The sequence below is a fragment of the Blautia schinkii genome (assembly GCF_013304825.1).
In the GTDB taxonomy this organism is placed as follows: domain Bacteria; phylum Bacillota; class Clostridia; order Lachnospirales; family Lachnospiraceae; genus Blautia_A; species Blautia_A schinkii_B.
The window spans coordinates 212,973-228,131 of sequence record NZ_JAAWUO010000004.1; the positions used below are offsets into that span (position 1 = coordinate 212,973).

Here is a 15,159-nt window from a genome sequence, read left to right on the forward strand (position 1 = left end):
TTTTTATTTTTTTTAATTTTTTTGAAAATAAAAAAACGGCTCATTTCTGAACCGTTTTCTTCTTATATAATAGGTAGTTATTTATTCATCCAGCTCTTCATGTTCACCGCTGATAATATCTGAGTAATCAAATAATGTAACATTGGTGATATCATCCTTCACAATATCAGGAGCATCTCCTGCTTTCTTAACACGGCTGGCGAGCTGTGCCGCTGTAAGGGACGGCATTGCAAGATTTCCGATAGCAACCGGCTCTTGCTCTTCATCAGGTATAAAAGTTTCCGGCTGTATCTTCTTCGATCTCGCTGCTTTTTTCTCTGCAACTGTACGCTCTGTTCTCTCAAGATGTGCAACTACATCATTATCCTCAGATGTTGCTGCTGCAATCTCTTTCTTCAGTTCTGCATGTGCTTCGCTGGCTGCTGTCTGTGCTGTCTGCTTCATCGCAGAAACTCTTCTGCCGGATACAGGCTCTGTAACATCATCCTCATCAATCTCGTCCACAAAACCGCCTGTGCGGACCTTGCGCTTATCTGTTTTTTTCTTCTTTTTCTTACGCGCCTTCTCTTCCTGAAGAATCTCTCTGTCCTCTTCCTTCATTCTTCTGGCACGTGCTTTCTCCTCACGTTTGAGTTCCTTCTTGGACTTCACATATCCAGGCTCCGGATCATCCATATCATCCTGAAAATCTTCCGGATCCTTCTTCCAGAGTTCTGCGATCACATAGAGAATAATCAGAAAAAGAACCACAAGACCAAGAATGATAAGTCCCTCAATACTTTCTGTTGCCACAAGAAGATAGCCGATAAAACCGATCGTAACAACAACTTTCGGAACGTAATCTCCCACTTTGATCGTGAGTGTCTTTCCGCCGGAAACGGACTGGTCTGCAACAGTTCCAGTTCCTTTGGCAGCATCAAGATTGGTGATCGTATATTTATATGTCTTAGAATCATTCTGTACCAGGATCGGTGTTCCCACACTTACCTCAGAAGACTTCTCCGGGATCGCATATGTAACAGAGCCTACAGGCAGGTTCGTTGCATCTCCTGATTTATCTACGATCACGGTCCTTACTCCGAAAAATGGTGGCAGAACAAGTCCCAGCACACAGATCAGAGTACATATTACAACAAGATGTACAATAAATTTTAATACTTTCGACATAGGTAATCTTCCTCTTTCTTACTTAGTAGAAATCCACTTGAAGCGTAAAGGGATACAGCGGGAATCGGTCTTCCTTTCCGTCTGTATCCCTTTATGTTCCACGTCTGGAAGAAATTCTCTTCACAGACTGCTCTGTCCAGATTGACTACTGATTGCTTAAATACTGCTCAATGCTCTCCATTGCTGCATTCTCATCATCACCATTGGCAGAAAGTGTGATCTCTTCTCCAGCGTCAAGACCAAGCGTCATCATTCCCATAATGCTCTTGGCATTAACTCTTTTCTTGCCAATCTCAACATATATTTCACTGTTAAACTGGCTCGCAACCTGTACAAGCTGCGCTACTGGTCTTGCCTCCAGTCCAGTGGATAAGTTGATAGTGATTGGTTTTTTAATCATAATAGCTCCTCCTTGTTCTCCCGCAGCTCATCTGCGATCTCACTCAGCTTACGAAGCCGGTGATTCACACCTGATTTGCCCACCTGCGGATTCAACATCATACCTAATTCTTTCAGTGTGGCATCCGGATACTTAAGCCTCAGCCTGGCAATCTGAGCCAGTCCATCACTTAAACTTTCAAAGCCGACGGTCCTGCTGATCAGCTGTATATCTTCTACCTGCCTCACTGCCGCATTTACCGTTTTATTGATATTCGCAGCCTCACAGTTCACCTTGCGGTTTACTGAATTACGCATCTCTTTCAGTATCCGGATATTCTCAAGATCCATCAGAGCTACGTTCGCTTCCATGACTGCCAGCATGTCAACGATCTGCGCGCCTTCCTTCACATAGACCACATATGATTTCTTGCGCACCACAATCTTAGCTTCCACGTGAAAGCTGCGGATAATCCCCTTTAATTGTTCTGCCTTCCTGCTGTCAGGGCATACGATTTCAAAGTGATATCCCTTCTCAGGATCACTGATCGAACCCGACGACAGAAAAGTTCCGCGAATAAATGCACGCTTGCAGCAATTCATCTGAACCACAAGCGAATTATCCATTTCAAGTAACCCGGTTTCATTATCCACGGAAAGCTTCGTCCCCTGCAGCACCTGTTCTGCTCTTACAGGATCAGCCACCTCTACCAGATACACCTTACCCCGTTTCAGCTGGGACCCTTCCCGGATAACAATCGCTGTCTCTATATTAAAGGTTTTTCGCAATAATGTAAAGCTTTTTCTTGCAACTGCTTCATTTTCTGTCTGAATCCACAGTTTTCTGCTTCCATCGGTCAGATTTTCCACATGGCCGCATCCGCAGAGCAGAGCGGCCATCTCCGCAACCTGACAGTGCCTTGCAGTACTTATCTGTCCTGCAAGCTCCTCTTTGACTTTTCCCGAAAATGACATCCCGAACCCTCTTTTTATTATTTTTTCAGAAGCCTGTCCTTCTCTGCATCCCTGTGTTCCAGGCGTATTCCATAATCCTCGGACTTGGACAGCCTGGAAAAAAGTTCTCTGGCAATGGTAACAGAGCGGTGCTTGCCACCTGTACATCCGATGCCGATCACAAGGCTTGTTTTTCCCTCTTTAATATAATTTGGAATCAGAAAACGAATCATATCTTCCAGCTTGCCAGCAAAAGTCTTCGCTGTGTCACTCTCCATCACATAATTAAATACTGCATCATCAAGTCCCGTAAGAGGACGGAGTTCATCCACATAATAGGGATTCGGCAGAAAACGCACATCAAACACAAGGTCAGCATCTGCCGGGATCCCGTACTTGAAGCCAAAGGAAAGAACAGAGATCATGATATTACTGAACTCTCTGTCATCTACAAATATCCTCTCGATCTCCTGGCGAAGTTCCCTTGTAAGAAGATGGCTGGTATCAATAATATAATCTGCACGTCTGCGCAGGAATTTTGTTTTCTCTCTTTCCAGACGGATTCCTTCATCGATTCTTCCTGTTCTTGCAAGAGGATGACTTCTTCTGGATTCCTTGTAACGCTTCACAAGCACAGAATCTTCTGCATCCATAAAAAGGATCTCATACTCATATCCGGTATTCTTCATCCGGTCCAGAACAACTTCCAGTTCATCCAGTGCGCTTCCGCTTCTTGCATCAATCCCAAGCGCAACGTTTCTCACATTCTCTCCCTGCATCTCAGGAAGAAGAGAAGCAAATTTTTCCAGAAGCTGGATTGGAAGATTATCCACGCAGAAATAATTCATATCCTCCAACATCTTAAGCGCAGCTGTTTTTCCGGCTCCCGAAACTCCTGTCACAATTACAAAACGCATACTTTCTCTTCCTTTCCCTGATTCCCGGTTTATCTTAATTCATTCAAACTCACCCAGGAACTTCACTTCCGGTTCCAGGGTAACTCCATATTTCTTATATACGATATCACGAACATTCTCCATCAGCGTACGGACATCCTTCGCTGTGGCTCCACCTGCATTGATCACAAAACCGCAGTGTTTCTCAGAAACCCGGGCTCCTCCAACCTGATATCCCCGGAGACCACTGTCCATTACAAGCTTTCCTGCAAAATATCCTTCCGGTCTCTTAAAGGTACTTCCTGCACTTGGAAATTCCAACGGCTGCTTGGTGGTTCTCTGGATCGTCAGCTCTTTCATCCGCTCCCTGATTGCTTCCTGATTGCCTTCTTCCAGACGAATCTTCGCTTCCAACACAATGTAGCCGGCTTTCTTGATGATGCTGGTACGATATCCAAGTTCCAGCTTCTCTGCAGGAATCGTAAAAATATTTCCATCTGCATCCATCACTGTGACTTCCACAAGAACATCTTTCATCTCACCGCCGTAAGCACCTGCATTCATAACAGCCGCACCGCCCACAGTTCCCGGAATGCCGCCTGCAAACTCAAAGCCCGTAAGAGAAGCATTCTTAGCAACTGCTGCCACCGAAGAAAGCAGTGCACCAGCCTGTGCTGTGATGATAGTTCCTTCTGTGGTCACTGCTGACATATTTCTGTAAATCTGGATCACGACACCGCGATAACCGCCGTCTCCCACCAGAAGATTACTTCCGTTTCCAAGAATAAAATACGGTATATCTGTCTGTTTACAGATCTTTATGATCTCACCAGCTTCCTCCCCGGACTCCGGCACCAGAAAATAATCGGCCGGTCCCCCGATTTTGAAAGTTGTATGCTGCTTCATAGGTTCATCAGTAAAAACACGATCTTCGCCAAGAAGATCGCAAAATATTTTTTTAATTTCCTGATTCAAAATTCCCGTTCCTCTGTCTTTCTGTTTTATTTCTATTTATATGTCATAAGGATAAAAGTATCCTTCCCCGTCTCCTTTTATATCAGCTTCTGCCAGTGGTTCCTGTTGTCAAAATATCTCGCACCACTTCTCCCGCTAGAAAACATCCTGCAGCACCAAACACAAAAGAAATATTTCCTTCCTGTGGCTGAACTGCCCCATTACGGCCACGCCTGAAAAGCTTCTCCCTTGCCGGAGGCTCCTTGGAATAAAGAACTTTCAGTTTACGGATCCCCCGTTTACGAAGCTCCGCCTTCATAATCCTGGCAGCCGGACATACAGCTGTTCTTGAGATATCTGTGATTTCCAGTCTGGACGGATCAAGCTTACTTCCCATATTCAGGCATGAGATCACCGGCACACGGGCTTCCTTCGCTCTGCTGATCAGAAGCAGTTTGGAAGAAAGTGTCCCCATAGCATCCACTACATAATCAAAAGACCGCAGGTCAAACATCCCCGCTGTCTCCTCTTTATAAAATGTCTCATAGGTATGCACCAGGATTCCCTCATCAATATCATGGATCCTCTTCTTCGCAACCTCAACCTTACTCATCCCGACTGTGGAATGTACTGCAAGGATCTGACTGCTTATATCAGGCAGCGTAATCTTCTCATGATCTACCAGAGTCAGACTGCCCACGCCGCATCTTGCAAGCGCATCGACTGCGCAGGAACCAGCTCCGCCAAGGCCGAATACTGCGATCTTCGCCCTGCTGAGTTTTTTTACGCCTGTATTTCCCACAAGCAATTCCATACGAGAAAAAGCATCCTGCATATCCGTCCTCCTCTGCTATTCCATGTATTTCCACTGCAAAAACATTTAACTTCCAATGTTTCCACATTTCTCTTCATTCGTCTGCTGCTTGTCGTGTAAACAGCAACTTTATTATACTATCTGCGGCTGAAAATGTACAGATATTCTTATTTTTTAAGATCTGCGCATAAAATTTTTATATTTTCCAATACTAACTTTACTGTCAAAGGAGGGTTCTTATCATGCCTGAACTGATTTTTCTGTGCTTTGTAGGATTCTGCGCCGGTATCATTGTAGCTGGAGGTGTTTCCGGGCTTCTGATCGGCCTTTCTATCGTCCCACGCTATGCTGGGGTCACACATACAGCTGACTATATTTTTCTGTACGAAGACATGTCCCTTCTGGGAACTGTGGCCGGCACTGTAGTTTTTCTCTTTCATATCCCGCTTCCCCTTGGCACATGGTTTCTTGCACTGTGCGGCGTTTTCTTCGGCATTTTCCTTGGCGGCTGGATTCTCGCACTTGCAGAGATCGCAAAAGTTTTCCCTGTATTTGTCCGAAGGATAAAGCTTTCCCCTGGAATGTCACTCGTGATCCTTTCAATTGCTGCCGGAAAAACCTTAGGTTCTCTTCTTTATTATGCACAGGGCTGGATGTAATGTACAAAACCGGATGCCAAAATTATCAAACAGATATTCGCATCCAATTATTCACATTTTTGCGAAAGGAGCATTTTCATGCGCAATATCGATGAAAAAAAATACGAAAAATATGTCAAACAGATTACCCCAACGCATAGTCTCCCTTTAAATATGTTGAAAGCTTTTTTTACAGGAGGACTGATTTGCCTGCTTGGACAATTTATCACAGATACCGCCCACTCTCTTGGCGCGGACCTGTCTGACGCCAGAACCTGGTGTTCTGTCCTTCTGATCCTGCTCAGTGTGATTCTCACCGGATTCGGTATCTATCCGAAAATCGGCAAATTCGGCGGTGCAGGAAGTCTTGTTCCAATTACAGGCTTCGCCAATTCCGTAGCAGCTTCTGCTATTGAATTCCGGGCAGAAGGACAGGTATTCGGTATTGGCTGCAAGATTTTTACCATTGCAGGTCCTGTGATTCTCTACGGCATTATGAGTGCCTGGGCTCTTGGCGTGATCTACTACATCCTGAAAATTCTGGAGGTGATCTCATGATAAAAAATCTTCATAATGGTGCTGCAAGCATTGGTTTCGACTCCCCTCTTTATTTTGAAAGCTGTGCTTCTATTGTGAGCCAGAAAGAAGGAGACGGACCTTTGGGAAATCTTTTTGACATGATCTGCAAAGATCCTATGTTTGGCTGTGATACCTGGGAATCGGCAGAAAGCACCCTTCAAAAAGAGGTCGCCACGCTTGCCATGAACCGCTGCAGTCTTACTCCTGAAGACGTGCAGCTGATGTTCGCAGGAGACCTGCTTGCCCAGACTGCAGCTACCAGCTTCGGCTCTGCCGGAATCGGAATTCCCTTTTACGGACTGTACGGAGCCTGCTCTACCATGGGCGAATCTCTCTCCCTTGGTTCCCTGGCTCTCACTGCCGGTTTCGGAAGCCGTGTTCTATGCACAACCTCCAGTCATTTTGCCAGCGCGGAAAAAGAGTTCCGCTTTCCACTTGGATATGGAAACCAGCGGCCTTTTTCTGCAACCTGGACTGTCACCGGAAGCGGAGCCTGTATCTTAAACACTGCTCCTCCCGGGGAAAACTCTCCTCTCCGCTCTTCCGGCGGCTGTGCTGCCATCACAGGTCTCACTGCCGGCAGAGTCATGGACTACGGTCTGAAAGATTCCATGAATATGGGTGGATGTATGGCTCCTGCCGCCTGCGATACCATTACCCGGAATTTTGCAGACTTCGGACGCACTCCCTCTGATTATGATGCAGTCTTTACAGGCGACCTTGGTGTTATCGGAAAAAAAATCCTTCTGGATCTTCTGGGCGAGCAGAATATCGATCTCTCTCCTATACATCAGGATTGCGGAATCCTGATCTATGACAACGAGACACAGGATACCCACGCAGGAGGAAGCGGCTGCGGCTGTTCTGCCACAGTTCTTGCCGCCTATATTCTTCCCAAAGTTGTATCCGGCGAATGGAAACGAATTCTTTTTGTACCAACAGGAGCACTTCTTTCCAAGGTAAGTTTCAACGAAGGTGACAGCATCCCCGGCATTGCCCACGCTGTTGTCATTGAACATGTGGAGGTATGATCATGAATTATTTCAACGCATTCTGGGTAGGCGGACTGATCTGCGCCCTGGTCCAGATTCTTCTGGACAAAACCAAGCTGATGCCCGGCCGCGTCATGGTGCTTCTTGTCTGCGCCGGTGCCTTTCTCAGTGCAGTCGGTTTTTATAAGCCTCTTGTGGATTTTGCGGGAGCAGGAGCTTCTGTACCCCTGATCGGATTCGGCCATGTATTATGGGAAGGCATGAAAAAAGCCATTGAAGAAGATGGGCTTCTCGGCCTTTTTACCGGAGGTTTTACCGCCTGCGCAGCCGGTGTATCCTCGGCTCTCATCTTTTCCTATCTGGCCAGCTTCCTCTTCCGTCCTAAGATGAAAAAATAAAAAGGAGATGTCTTTTCATGAGTGATACCTTATATCTGCAGCTCGATCAGAACATTGAGGTCACAAATCCTCATGTATATCTCCAGGACATTGCCGCCCTTTCCATGGCTGATGCAAAAAAGCTCAACCGCCTCCGCGTCATGCAGGTAATGGTCCTGGATCCCATGAAACCTGGCCGATATGTAATGTCCGTCTCGGATCTTCTGAAAATGATCCTGAAAGTGGAACCTTCCATTAATATTTCTCCCATCGGAGAAACGGATTTTATCATCACCTACCGGATCAGCTCTTCCACAGGCACGATATTTCGCTATGTTAAAATTTTCTTCGTATGCCTGGTTTCTTTTTTTGGGGCAGCCTTCTCTATTATGACTTTCAATAATGACGTTGACCTCGGAGGTCTTTTTGACCAGCTCTACACCCTTGTTATGGGAAAAAGCTCCAACGGATTTACGGTTCTGGAGATTTCCTATTCTGTCGGGATCGGACTTGGAGTTCTGATCTTTTTCAACCACTTCGGTCATGCGAAGCTTTCCGATGATCCTACTCCCATGCAGGTGCAGATGCGTACCTACGAGGATGATGTGAACCAGACACTGATCGAACAGTCAGAACGGACGCAGAACCCTGCTAAAGAAATATAGGCAAAATCCTGTACCAGCTCTGGACAGAACATCCGCAGATCATGTAAGAAAGAGGTCTGCCTGCCGTATTCTTTATCTGCTGCAGATCACCTTGAGCGACCTTTGCATGATGTAAAAAAGCTCCCTGCAGATTCCTCTGCAAAGAGCTTTTTTTATATAATATGGGTTTACTGTTTTTCTGATTACAGAAGTCCTCCGATGGATAAAAACAGAGGAGCGAATACCAGAGATACAATAGTCATAAGCTTGATCAGGATGTTGATGGACGGACCTGAAGTATCTTTGAACGGGTCGCCGACTGTATCGCCGACAACGGCTGCTTTGTGCGCCTCGCTGCCTTTTCCGCCGTGATGTCCTGTCTCAATATATTTCTTGGCATTATCCCATGCACCACCTGCGTTGGACATGAAGATTGCCATCAGTACACCTGTTACAAGAGCACCTGAAAGAAGTCCTCCAAGAGCCTCAACACCAAGAACAACTCCAACAATAACCGGAACAACAACTGCCATGATTCCAGGAAGCATCATCTCATGAAGAGCTGCTGTTGTTGAAATCGCAACGCATGATTTGTAATCCGGTTTCTCTGTACCCTTCATGATACCTGGTTTCTCACGGAACTGACGTCTTACTTCCTCGATCATCTTGTAAGCAGCCTTGGAAACAGATTCCATAGTGAAAGCTGAGAAAAGGAATGTAAGCATACCACCGATAAAGATACCGATCGTAACACGAGGAGCAAGGATATTGATTGCATCCAGATTTACTGCATTTGCATAAGATACAAACAGAGCAAGTGCTGTAAGTGCTGCGGAACCAATTGCAAAGCCTTTACCCATAGCTGCTGTTGTGTTACCTACAGAGTCAAGCTTATCTGTGATCTCACGAACAGATTCATCCAAACCTGACATCTCTGCAATACCACCGGCATTGTCAGCGATTGGACCATATGCGTCAACTGCAACTGTGATTCCTGTTGTGGAAAGCATACCAACTGCTGCAAGAGCGATTCCGTATAATCCATCCACACCGTATGCTACAAAAATACCAACACAGATCAGCAGGATCGGGAATGCTGTAGATTTCATACCTACTGCAATACCGCTGATGATAGTTGTAGCTGCACCTGTCTCAGACTGCTCGCCGATTCCCTGAACCGGTTTGTAATCTGCAGATGTATAGTACTCAGTAATGTTTCCGATGATGACACCAACAACAAGACCTGCGATAACAGCGATGGCTGCTTTCATGTCTCCGAAGAGAGTCTTGCTGAGGATCAGGGACACGATGATAACAAGTGCTGCAGATACATAGCTTCCTCTTGTGAGGGCTTTCTGCGGATTGGAATTATCATCACCCTTTACAAAGAATGTTGCAATGATGGATGCGATCAGTCCACAGCCTGCAATAGCCAGCGGATAGAGAACACCGGAAACTGCTCCGGCTACCGCACCAAGTGTAAGAGCAGATACCAGAGATCCTACATAAGACTCGAAAAGGTCTGCGCCCATACCGGCAACATCACCTACGTTATCACCTACGTTATCAGCGATAACAGCAGGGTTACGAGGGTCATCCTCCGGGATTCCTGCCTCAACCTTACCTACAAGGTCAGCTCCTACGTCAGCTGCCTTTGTATAGATTCCGCCACCAACACGTGCGAACAGTGCGATGGAAGAAGCACCAAGGCTGAATCCGGAAAGTACGTCAACGTTCTTTGTGATGATATACACAACGCTGACACCAAGTGCACCAAGGCCTGCAACACACATACCCATAACAGCACCGCCGGAGAATGCAATGGAAAGAGCCTTGTTCATTCCTCCCTCTTTTGCTGCATTTGCTGTTCTTACATTAGCCTTTGTTGCAACGGTCATACCGCAGTATCCTGCGATTGTTGAAAACAGAGCACCTACTACGAAACAGATTGCTGTTACCCAGCTTCCAACTCCGATTCCGATCAGTACAAAAAGTACGGCCACGAAAATAACCAGGATCTTGTACTCTGCTGTTAAGAAGGCGCGGGCACCTTCTGCGATCGCACCTGCGATCTCCTTCATTCTGTCTGTTCCTGCATCCTGCTTGCTGACCTTCGCTGCAAGGTATGCTGCGAACAGAAGTGCCAGTACTGCTGCCACCGGCACCAAATACATGTAGTTTTCCACTCTTTTTACCTCCGTTCATGTATTGTTAATACTTTATCACATTATTTTGCATATTTCAAATAGAATTTTCACTTAGTTTTTTGTTAATATTGTGATATAATAAAATTTTATATAAATGAAATAAAATTTTTTTATATTATTGCTCGCATTTTTTCAGTTTCAGACAGCTTATATAATAGGAAGTTTTTTTATATCTCTATTTGGACAAAATTTCCATTTTTCTTTCCAGAAGATTTTTTTCCAATAATTGTTTTTCTGCATTTTCGAATCCAATTCGTTCTATAGTCTCGGCAAAACGTTCTCCCTTTAATCCCTGGTCCTTAAAAAGCAGGATTGCCTTCTCAATAACATCCAGTGCCTCTTCCTCTGACGTAAAGATCCGGTTCAGGGCCTTTCCGTGAGAAATTTTCTTTCCCCAGCGTCCACCGATATAGATCTTGAATCCGTAGGTACCGTCCGGGATGGAATGGAACGGACATTTTCCCACACATCTTCCGCAGTGTCTGCAAAGCTCCTCATCAATGTGCAGTTTCCCGTCAACGACTTTCGCCACTTTGTTTGGACATGCAGCTTCAATGGCACATTTTTTACAGCCCTTGCAGGCCTCGCTGTCAAAGTGCGGGATCCTCTGTCCGATGATCCCCACATCGTTCAGATTTGGTTTCACACAGTTATTCGGGCATCCGCCTACTGCGATCTTAAATTTATGCGGCAGTGCAACCTGACGGTAGCCTTTATAGAATCTCTGGAAAATCTCTTCTGAAATTGCATAGGAATCCAGAAGTCCATACTGACAGGTGGTTCCCTTGCAGGATACTACCGGTCGGACCTTTGCTCCTGTTCCTCCTGTCTCCAGACCTTCCTTCGCAATAAATTCCTGAAACTCTTCGATCTTTTCATAGGGGATTCCCTGGATCTCCACGGAGAGCCTGGTCGTGTAGGTAAGATTTCCGTTGCCGAATTTCTCTGCTGCTTCCGCCATACATCTGTGCTGTGCCGCTGTCACCTTTCCGTTTACAGTGATCACCCGTGCAGAAAATTCATCGGTTCCCCGGTTATTTAAAAACCCCTGCCCCTTCAGTCTTTTCTCTTCCTCTTTGCTTACAGTTAATGCTGACATATTTCCTCCTCCTGGTCTCACCGGCATTCCGATACTTTCCCACGGTATCGTTGCCCTGTATTTTGCAATGTTGAAATCGTTTTCACGTACTTCCTACTATACCACTTGAAGATGTATTTGAGAAATGATATTATTTTATAAAAATGATAGGTTTTACCTATATACCAATTTACAATAAAAGGAGATTCCATATGACCATCCGCCATCTCACTGTTTTTGCGGCCGTTGCGGAACAGGGCTCCATGAGTGCTGCTGCCAAACATCTTTATCTTTCCCAGCCAACAGTCAGTCAGGCCATCCGTGAGCTGGAAGCTCATTATAACGGCCTTCTCTTTGAACGTCTTGGAAAAAAGCTTTATCTCACAGAACGGGGAAAGATTCTTCTTCCCCATGCCCGTGAAATGATCCGCCAGTTTCAGCAGCTGGAAGAGCTGATGCAGAATCAGGGACAGTCTTCCACCCTGAAGCTTGGCTCCACCCTCACTGTGGGAACCTGCCTGACCCCATCCATTATCCTGGATCTGCAGAAAAAAATCCCGGACCTTGACGTTTACTCCTTTGTCACCAACACGCAAAATATCGAACAGAAGCTTCTGCGTTCTGAGCTGGACGCTGCTGTGGTAGAAGGTGAGATCCATTCCCCGGACCTTGTCGTTCTTCCCATCATCGACGACTGTCTGGTCCTTGCCGCCGGAAAAAAGCATCCGTTTTACCGCAGAGGACGCATCCATGACCAGGAGCTGAACAACCAGAAATTTGCAGTCCGGGAATATGGAAGCGGTACCAGACAGCTTTTTGAAGATTACACCCTTCGCCATGATCTGAAGATCCGGACTGCCTGGGAAGCCAACAGTCCGCAGGCACTGCTGAACGCAGTGCTGTATAACCAGATGCTCTCTGTTATGTCCATCCGTCTTATGCATCATGAGATCCGTCACCGTTCAGTCCGGGTCTTCTGCAACGAAGCAGGGGAATGGAACCGGAAATTCAAGCTGGTCTATCACAAGAATAAGTTTCTTACCCCTGCTATCTTTGAGCTGGAAAAGATCCTTCACACCTATCAGCAGCTGGAACTGCCCTCTGTCATGGGTGTTCTGGAGCAGGAATAGGCAGCTTTACAGGATTCCTCTCAGATCCGTTAAAAAACGGCCGCACATATCGCTCTTACGATATGTACAGCCGTTTTTCGTTTTTTATCTCACCCGACAGAGTCGGATCTCTTTCTGAACCGGATATTTAGTTTGATTCGTTAAACACTTTTTTATCCAGTGCATTGTTCTGGTGTGCAACGATGGTTGTGCAGACTGCATCACCGGTAATGTTAACCGCTGTTCTGGTCATATCCAGGATACGGTCAATACCCATGATCAGACCAATAGCCTCAACCGGAAGTCCTACAGAGTTAAATACCATAGTCAGGGTAACAAGACCAACACTTGGTACACCGGCAGTTCCTACAGAAGCAAGGGTTGCAGTTCCGATAACTGTCACATAATCCATCGGACTTAAGTGAATACCGAAGGCCTGTGCCGCAAATACTACGGCAACACCCTGCATGATGGAGGTACCGTCCATGTTGATGGTAGCTCCAAGAGGAATGGTGAACGAAGAAATCTTCTTGGAAACACCCACTTTCTTGGACAGGGTATCAATGGACATCGGGATCGTGGCATTGGATGTAGCTGTTGAGAATGCAAATGCCATAACCGGGAAAAATTTCTTGATGAATTTTATCGGATTCAGTCCTGTAAAGATCTTCAGCAGGATCTGGTATACGCCGAAACACTGGATCGCCAGTGCAAGGAGAACACCGATCATATATTTTGCCAGCGGGATAAACGCACTGAAACCGATGTTTGCAAAAGTTCTGCTGATGAGGCAGAATACACCGATCGGTGCAAGTGCCATGATCATCATGGTCATCTCCATCATGATATCATTAAACTGACTGAAAAAGTTCGCTACTGTCTCTGCGCGCTCTCCCATTTTCGCAAGGATCACACCAACGATCAGGGCAAATACGATAACCTGAAGCATGGTTCCGCTTGCCAGGGAATTGATTGGATTGTCCGGAATGATATTCAGGATGGTATCCGTAAGAGAGGTCGCCTCCATAGTCTCCACAGAGGAAGCGGAGGACTGAATAGAGCTCATATCGAGTCCCACACCCGGATTGATCAGATTACCTACAGTCAGAGCAACCGAAACAGCCAGAGCTGTAGTCGCCAGATAAAATACCAGTGTTCTCACACCTACGGTTCCAAGCTTCTTGGTATCACCGATGGACATACTTCCGCAGACAAGGGAACAGAATACCAACGGTACAACCAGCATTTTCATCAGACGGATAAATCCCTGTCCGATCACATAAAGGATTCCCTCCACGATCACGTCTTTTTTGAAGCTGCTGTCAGGAACCAGATAGCAGAGAATGATTCCCAGTATCGCACCTGCGATCAGCGCCACAAAGATCTTCGTGGTAAGACCCATTTTCTTTTTCTGCTGTGTTTTCTCTTTTATATTTTTTTCTTTCATCCTAATCCTCCGTTCTTTCATCCATATATTCTTTCAATGATGCTTTCCAGTCTGGCATATCATACACTTCAATGATACGGAGGATAAAATTATCAAGAACGGCATACGGCGGTCTGACAGAAGAAAGATCTGACTGCTCTGTCGGCACGGATCTCAGCTCGATCTCCTTTCCTGCAAGGCGAAGGATCTCTGTTGCGAACTCATAACGGTTGCATACACCGCTGCAGGTTACGTGATAAGTTCCATATTCGTTGGTATCGATAAGATACAGGATCATTCTTGCCAGATCCTTGGCACTGGTCGGTGATCCAAACTGATCAGAAGCAACGGAAAGTGCCTGACCTTTTTCTGCAGTCTCCAGCACACGGTTTACAAAATTGTGCCCGCCTTTTCCATATACCCAGTTGCTTCGGATAATGAAATGTTTGTGTGTGAACTCTTTTACATAGTTCTCTCCCGCTCTCTTGGAACGGCCGTAAACAGTCAGCGGATTGGTATCGTCAAACTCTGTATACGGTTTTTTGCTCTTTCCGTCGAAGACATCATCTGTGGAAAGCTGTACGATCTTTGCTCCGCATTTTCTTGCCACGATACTTAAGTTTCTTGCTCCCAGTGCATTGACACGGTATGCATGTTCCGGATTCTTCTCACACTCATCGGTATCTGTGATACCGGTGCAGTTGATGATCACATCCGGACGGTTAATGGAACCGAAGTTGATCACTTCATCTGTGTCTGTGATATCCAGCTCGTCAAGGTCTGTGTTCAGAGTCTCGATCTGCATTGGATCCAGAACATCATTCAGTGCCCGTCCGATCTGTCCGTTGGCACCTGCGATCCATACTTTTAACATCTTTCTACCTCCCTGGTGTAATATGTGTGATACATAAAATAAAGAGACATTGATTTAGATCAAAACCAATGC

General features: G+C 45.9%; 16 protein-coding genes. 6 read left to right on the forward strand and 10 right to left on the reverse strand.

Annotated elements, in window-relative coordinates:
• Nucleotides 1-81: 81 nt before the first annotated feature.
• The 6 genes from HFM85_RS05110 to HFM85_RS05135 all read right to left on the reverse strand — a co-directional run bounded on the left by HFM85_RS05110 (nt 82) and on the right by HFM85_RS05135 (nt 5,184).
• A complete protein-coding gene (locus HFM85_RS05110) occupies nt 82-1,167 on the reverse strand; it encodes a hypothetical protein (RefSeq protein WP_173738832.1) in 1,086 nt (361 codons plus the stop codon).
• A 145-nt stretch (nt 1,168-1,312) separates the two neighbouring features.
• A complete protein-coding gene (locus HFM85_RS05115) occupies nt 1,313-1,567 on the reverse strand; it encodes an HPr family phosphocarrier protein (RefSeq protein ID WP_015526913.1) in 255 nt (84 codons plus the stop codon).
• Nucleotides 1,564-2,520 (reverse strand): DNA-binding protein WhiA, encoded by a 957-nt coding sequence (gene whiA / locus HFM85_RS05120; RefSeq protein ID WP_173738833.1) that lies wholly within the window; start codon nt 2,518-2,520, stop codon nt 1,564-1,566. The genes HFM85_RS05115 and whiA overlap by 4 nt, the downstream gene beginning before the upstream one ends.
• A gap of 17 nt (nt 2,521-2,537) precedes the next feature.
• Nucleotides 2,538-3,416, reverse strand: a complete 879-nt coding sequence (rapZ, locus tag HFM85_RS05125) for an RNase adapter RapZ (RefSeq protein WP_173738834.1) — start codon at nt 3,414-3,416, stop codon at nt 2,538-2,540.
• Between the two features lie 39 nt (nt 3,417-3,455).
• Nucleotides 3,456-4,370 carry a UDP-N-acetylmuramate dehydrogenase gene (gene murB, locus HFM85_RS05130; protein WP_173738835.1) on the reverse strand — a complete coding sequence of 305 codons (915 nt, stop codon included), beginning with the start codon at nt 4,368-4,370 and terminating at the stop codon, nt 3,456-3,458.
• 82 nt (nt 4,371-4,452) lie between these two features.
• Nucleotides 4,453-5,184, reverse strand: coding sequence for a tRNA threonylcarbamoyladenosine dehydratase (locus tag HFM85_RS05135; RefSeq protein WP_173738836.1), 732 nt, complete (start codon nt 5,182-5,184; stop codon nt 4,453-4,455).
• Nucleotides 5,185-5,405: 221 nt separating this feature from the next.
• Here HFM85_RS05135 and HFM85_RS05140 point away from each other — a divergent pair, with 221 nt between their 5' ends.
• From HFM85_RS05140 to HFM85_RS05160, 5 genes are all read left to right on the forward strand, one after another.
• Nucleotides 5,406-5,822, forward strand: a complete 417-nt coding sequence (locus HFM85_RS05140; RefSeq protein WP_173738837.1) for a stage V sporulation protein AB — start codon at nt 5,406-5,408, stop codon at nt 5,820-5,822.
• 78 nt (nt 5,823-5,900) lie between these two features.
• Nucleotides 5,901-6,359 (forward strand): SpoVA/SpoVAEb family sporulation membrane protein, encoded by a 459-nt coding sequence (locus HFM85_RS05145; RefSeq protein WP_173738838.1) that lies wholly within the window; start codon nt 5,901-5,903, stop codon nt 6,357-6,359.
• Complete coding sequence (locus HFM85_RS05150) at nt 6,356-7,411, forward strand: stage V sporulation protein AD (protein ID WP_173738839.1); 1,056 nt, start codon at nt 6,356-6,358, stop codon at nt 7,409-7,411. Before HFM85_RS05145 ends, HFM85_RS05150 begins: the two co-directional genes overlap by 4 nt.
• A gap of 2 nt (nt 7,412-7,413) precedes the next feature.
• On the forward strand, nt 7,414-7,770 hold the full coding sequence (locus tag HFM85_RS05155) for a SpoVA/SpoVAEb family sporulation membrane protein (RefSeq protein WP_173738840.1): 357 nt from the start codon (nt 7,414-7,416) through the stop codon (nt 7,768-7,770).
• Nucleotides 7,771-7,787: 17 nt separating this feature from the next.
• Nucleotides 7,788-8,414, forward strand: a complete 627-nt coding sequence (locus HFM85_RS05160) for a stage V sporulation protein AA (RefSeq protein ID WP_173738841.1) — start codon at nt 7,788-7,790, stop codon at nt 8,412-8,414.
• Between the two features lie 182 nt (nt 8,415-8,596).
• Here the strand turns inward: HFM85_RS05160 and HFM85_RS05165 are convergent, their stop codons facing one another.
• Entirely contained in the window at nt 8,597-10,579 is a 1,983-nt protein-coding gene (locus HFM85_RS05165; protein WP_044961021.1) for a sodium-translocating pyrophosphatase, read from the reverse strand.
• Nucleotides 10,580-10,775: 196 nt separating this feature from the next.
• Nucleotides 10,776-11,699, reverse strand: coding sequence for a 4Fe-4S binding protein (locus tag HFM85_RS05170; RefSeq protein WP_118169340.1), 924 nt, complete (start codon nt 11,697-11,699; stop codon nt 10,776-10,778).
• A 191-nt stretch (nt 11,700-11,890) separates the two neighbouring features.
• Between HFM85_RS05170 and HFM85_RS05175 the strand changes: the two genes are divergently transcribed.
• A complete protein-coding gene (locus tag HFM85_RS05175; RefSeq protein WP_173738842.1) occupies nt 11,891-12,808 on the forward strand; it encodes a LysR family transcriptional regulator in 918 nt (305 codons plus the stop codon).
• Between the two features lie 127 nt (nt 12,809-12,935).
• On the opposite strand, the gene HFM85_RS05180 is transcribed toward HFM85_RS05175, so the two are convergent.
• Nucleotides 12,936-14,234 carry a dicarboxylate/amino acid:cation symporter gene (locus HFM85_RS05180; protein ID WP_173738843.1) on the reverse strand — a complete coding sequence of 433 codons (1,299 nt, stop codon included), beginning with the start codon at nt 14,232-14,234 and terminating at the stop codon, nt 12,936-12,938.
• Between the two features lies 1 nt (nt 14,235).
• Nucleotides 14,236-15,087, reverse strand: coding sequence for a dTDP-4-dehydrorhamnose reductase (gene rfbD, locus HFM85_RS05185; RefSeq protein ID WP_173738844.1), 852 nt, complete (start codon nt 15,085-15,087; stop codon nt 14,236-14,238).
• Nucleotides 15,088-15,159: the final 72 nt, after the last annotated feature.

Bases quoted from the DNA above. Each gene is read 5' to 3' on its own strand.
- HFM85_RS05155 (WP_173738840.1), top strand. From the start codon at position 7,414: ATGAATTATTTCAACGCATTCTGGGTAGGCGGACTGATCTGCGCCCTG.
- HFM85_RS05110 (WP_173738832.1), bottom strand. From the start codon at position 1,167: ATGTCGAAAGTATTAAAATTTATTGTACATCTTGTTGTAATATGTACT.
- HFM85_RS05115 (WP_015526913.1), bottom strand. From the start codon at position 1,567: ATGATTAAAAAACCAATCACTATCAACTTATCCACTGGACTGGAGGCA.
- HFM85_RS05135 (WP_173738836.1), bottom strand. From the start codon at position 5,184: ATGCAGGATGCTTTTTCTCGTATGGAATTGCTTGTGGGAAATACAGGC.
- HFM85_RS05160 (WP_173738841.1), top strand. From the start codon at position 7,788: ATGAGTGATACCTTATATCTGCAGCTCGATCAGAACATTGAGGTCACA.
- HFM85_RS05145 (WP_173738838.1), top strand. From the start codon at position 5,901: ATGCGCAATATCGATGAAAAAAAATACGAAAAATATGTCAAACAGATT.
- HFM85_RS05140 (WP_173738837.1), top strand. From the start codon at position 5,406: ATGCCTGAACTGATTTTTCTGTGCTTTGTAGGATTCTGCGCCGGTATC.
- HFM85_RS05170 (WP_118169340.1), bottom strand. From the start codon at position 11,699: ATGTCAGCATTAACTGTAAGCAAAGAGGAAGAGAAAAGACTGAAGGGG.
- HFM85_RS05180 (WP_173738843.1), bottom strand. From the start codon at position 14,234: ATGAAAGAAAAAAATATAAAAGAGAAAACACAGCAGAAAAAGAAAATG.
- rapZ (WP_173738834.1), bottom strand. From the start codon at position 3,416: ATGCGTTTTGTAATTGTGACAGGAGTTTCGGGAGCCGGAAAAACAGCT.
- whiA (WP_173738833.1), bottom strand. From the start codon at position 2,520: ATGTCATTTTCGGGAAAAGTCAAAGAGGAGCTTGCAGGACAGATAAGT.
- rfbD (WP_173738844.1), bottom strand. From the start codon at position 15,087: ATGTTAAAAGTATGGATCGCAGGTGCCAACGGACAGATCGGACGGGCA.
- HFM85_RS05150 (WP_173738839.1), top strand. From the start codon at position 6,356: ATGATAAAAAATCTTCATAATGGTGCTGCAAGCATTGGTTTCGACTCC.
- HFM85_RS05175 (WP_173738842.1), top strand. From the start codon at position 11,891: ATGACCATCCGCCATCTCACTGTTTTTGCGGCCGTTGCGGAACAGGGC.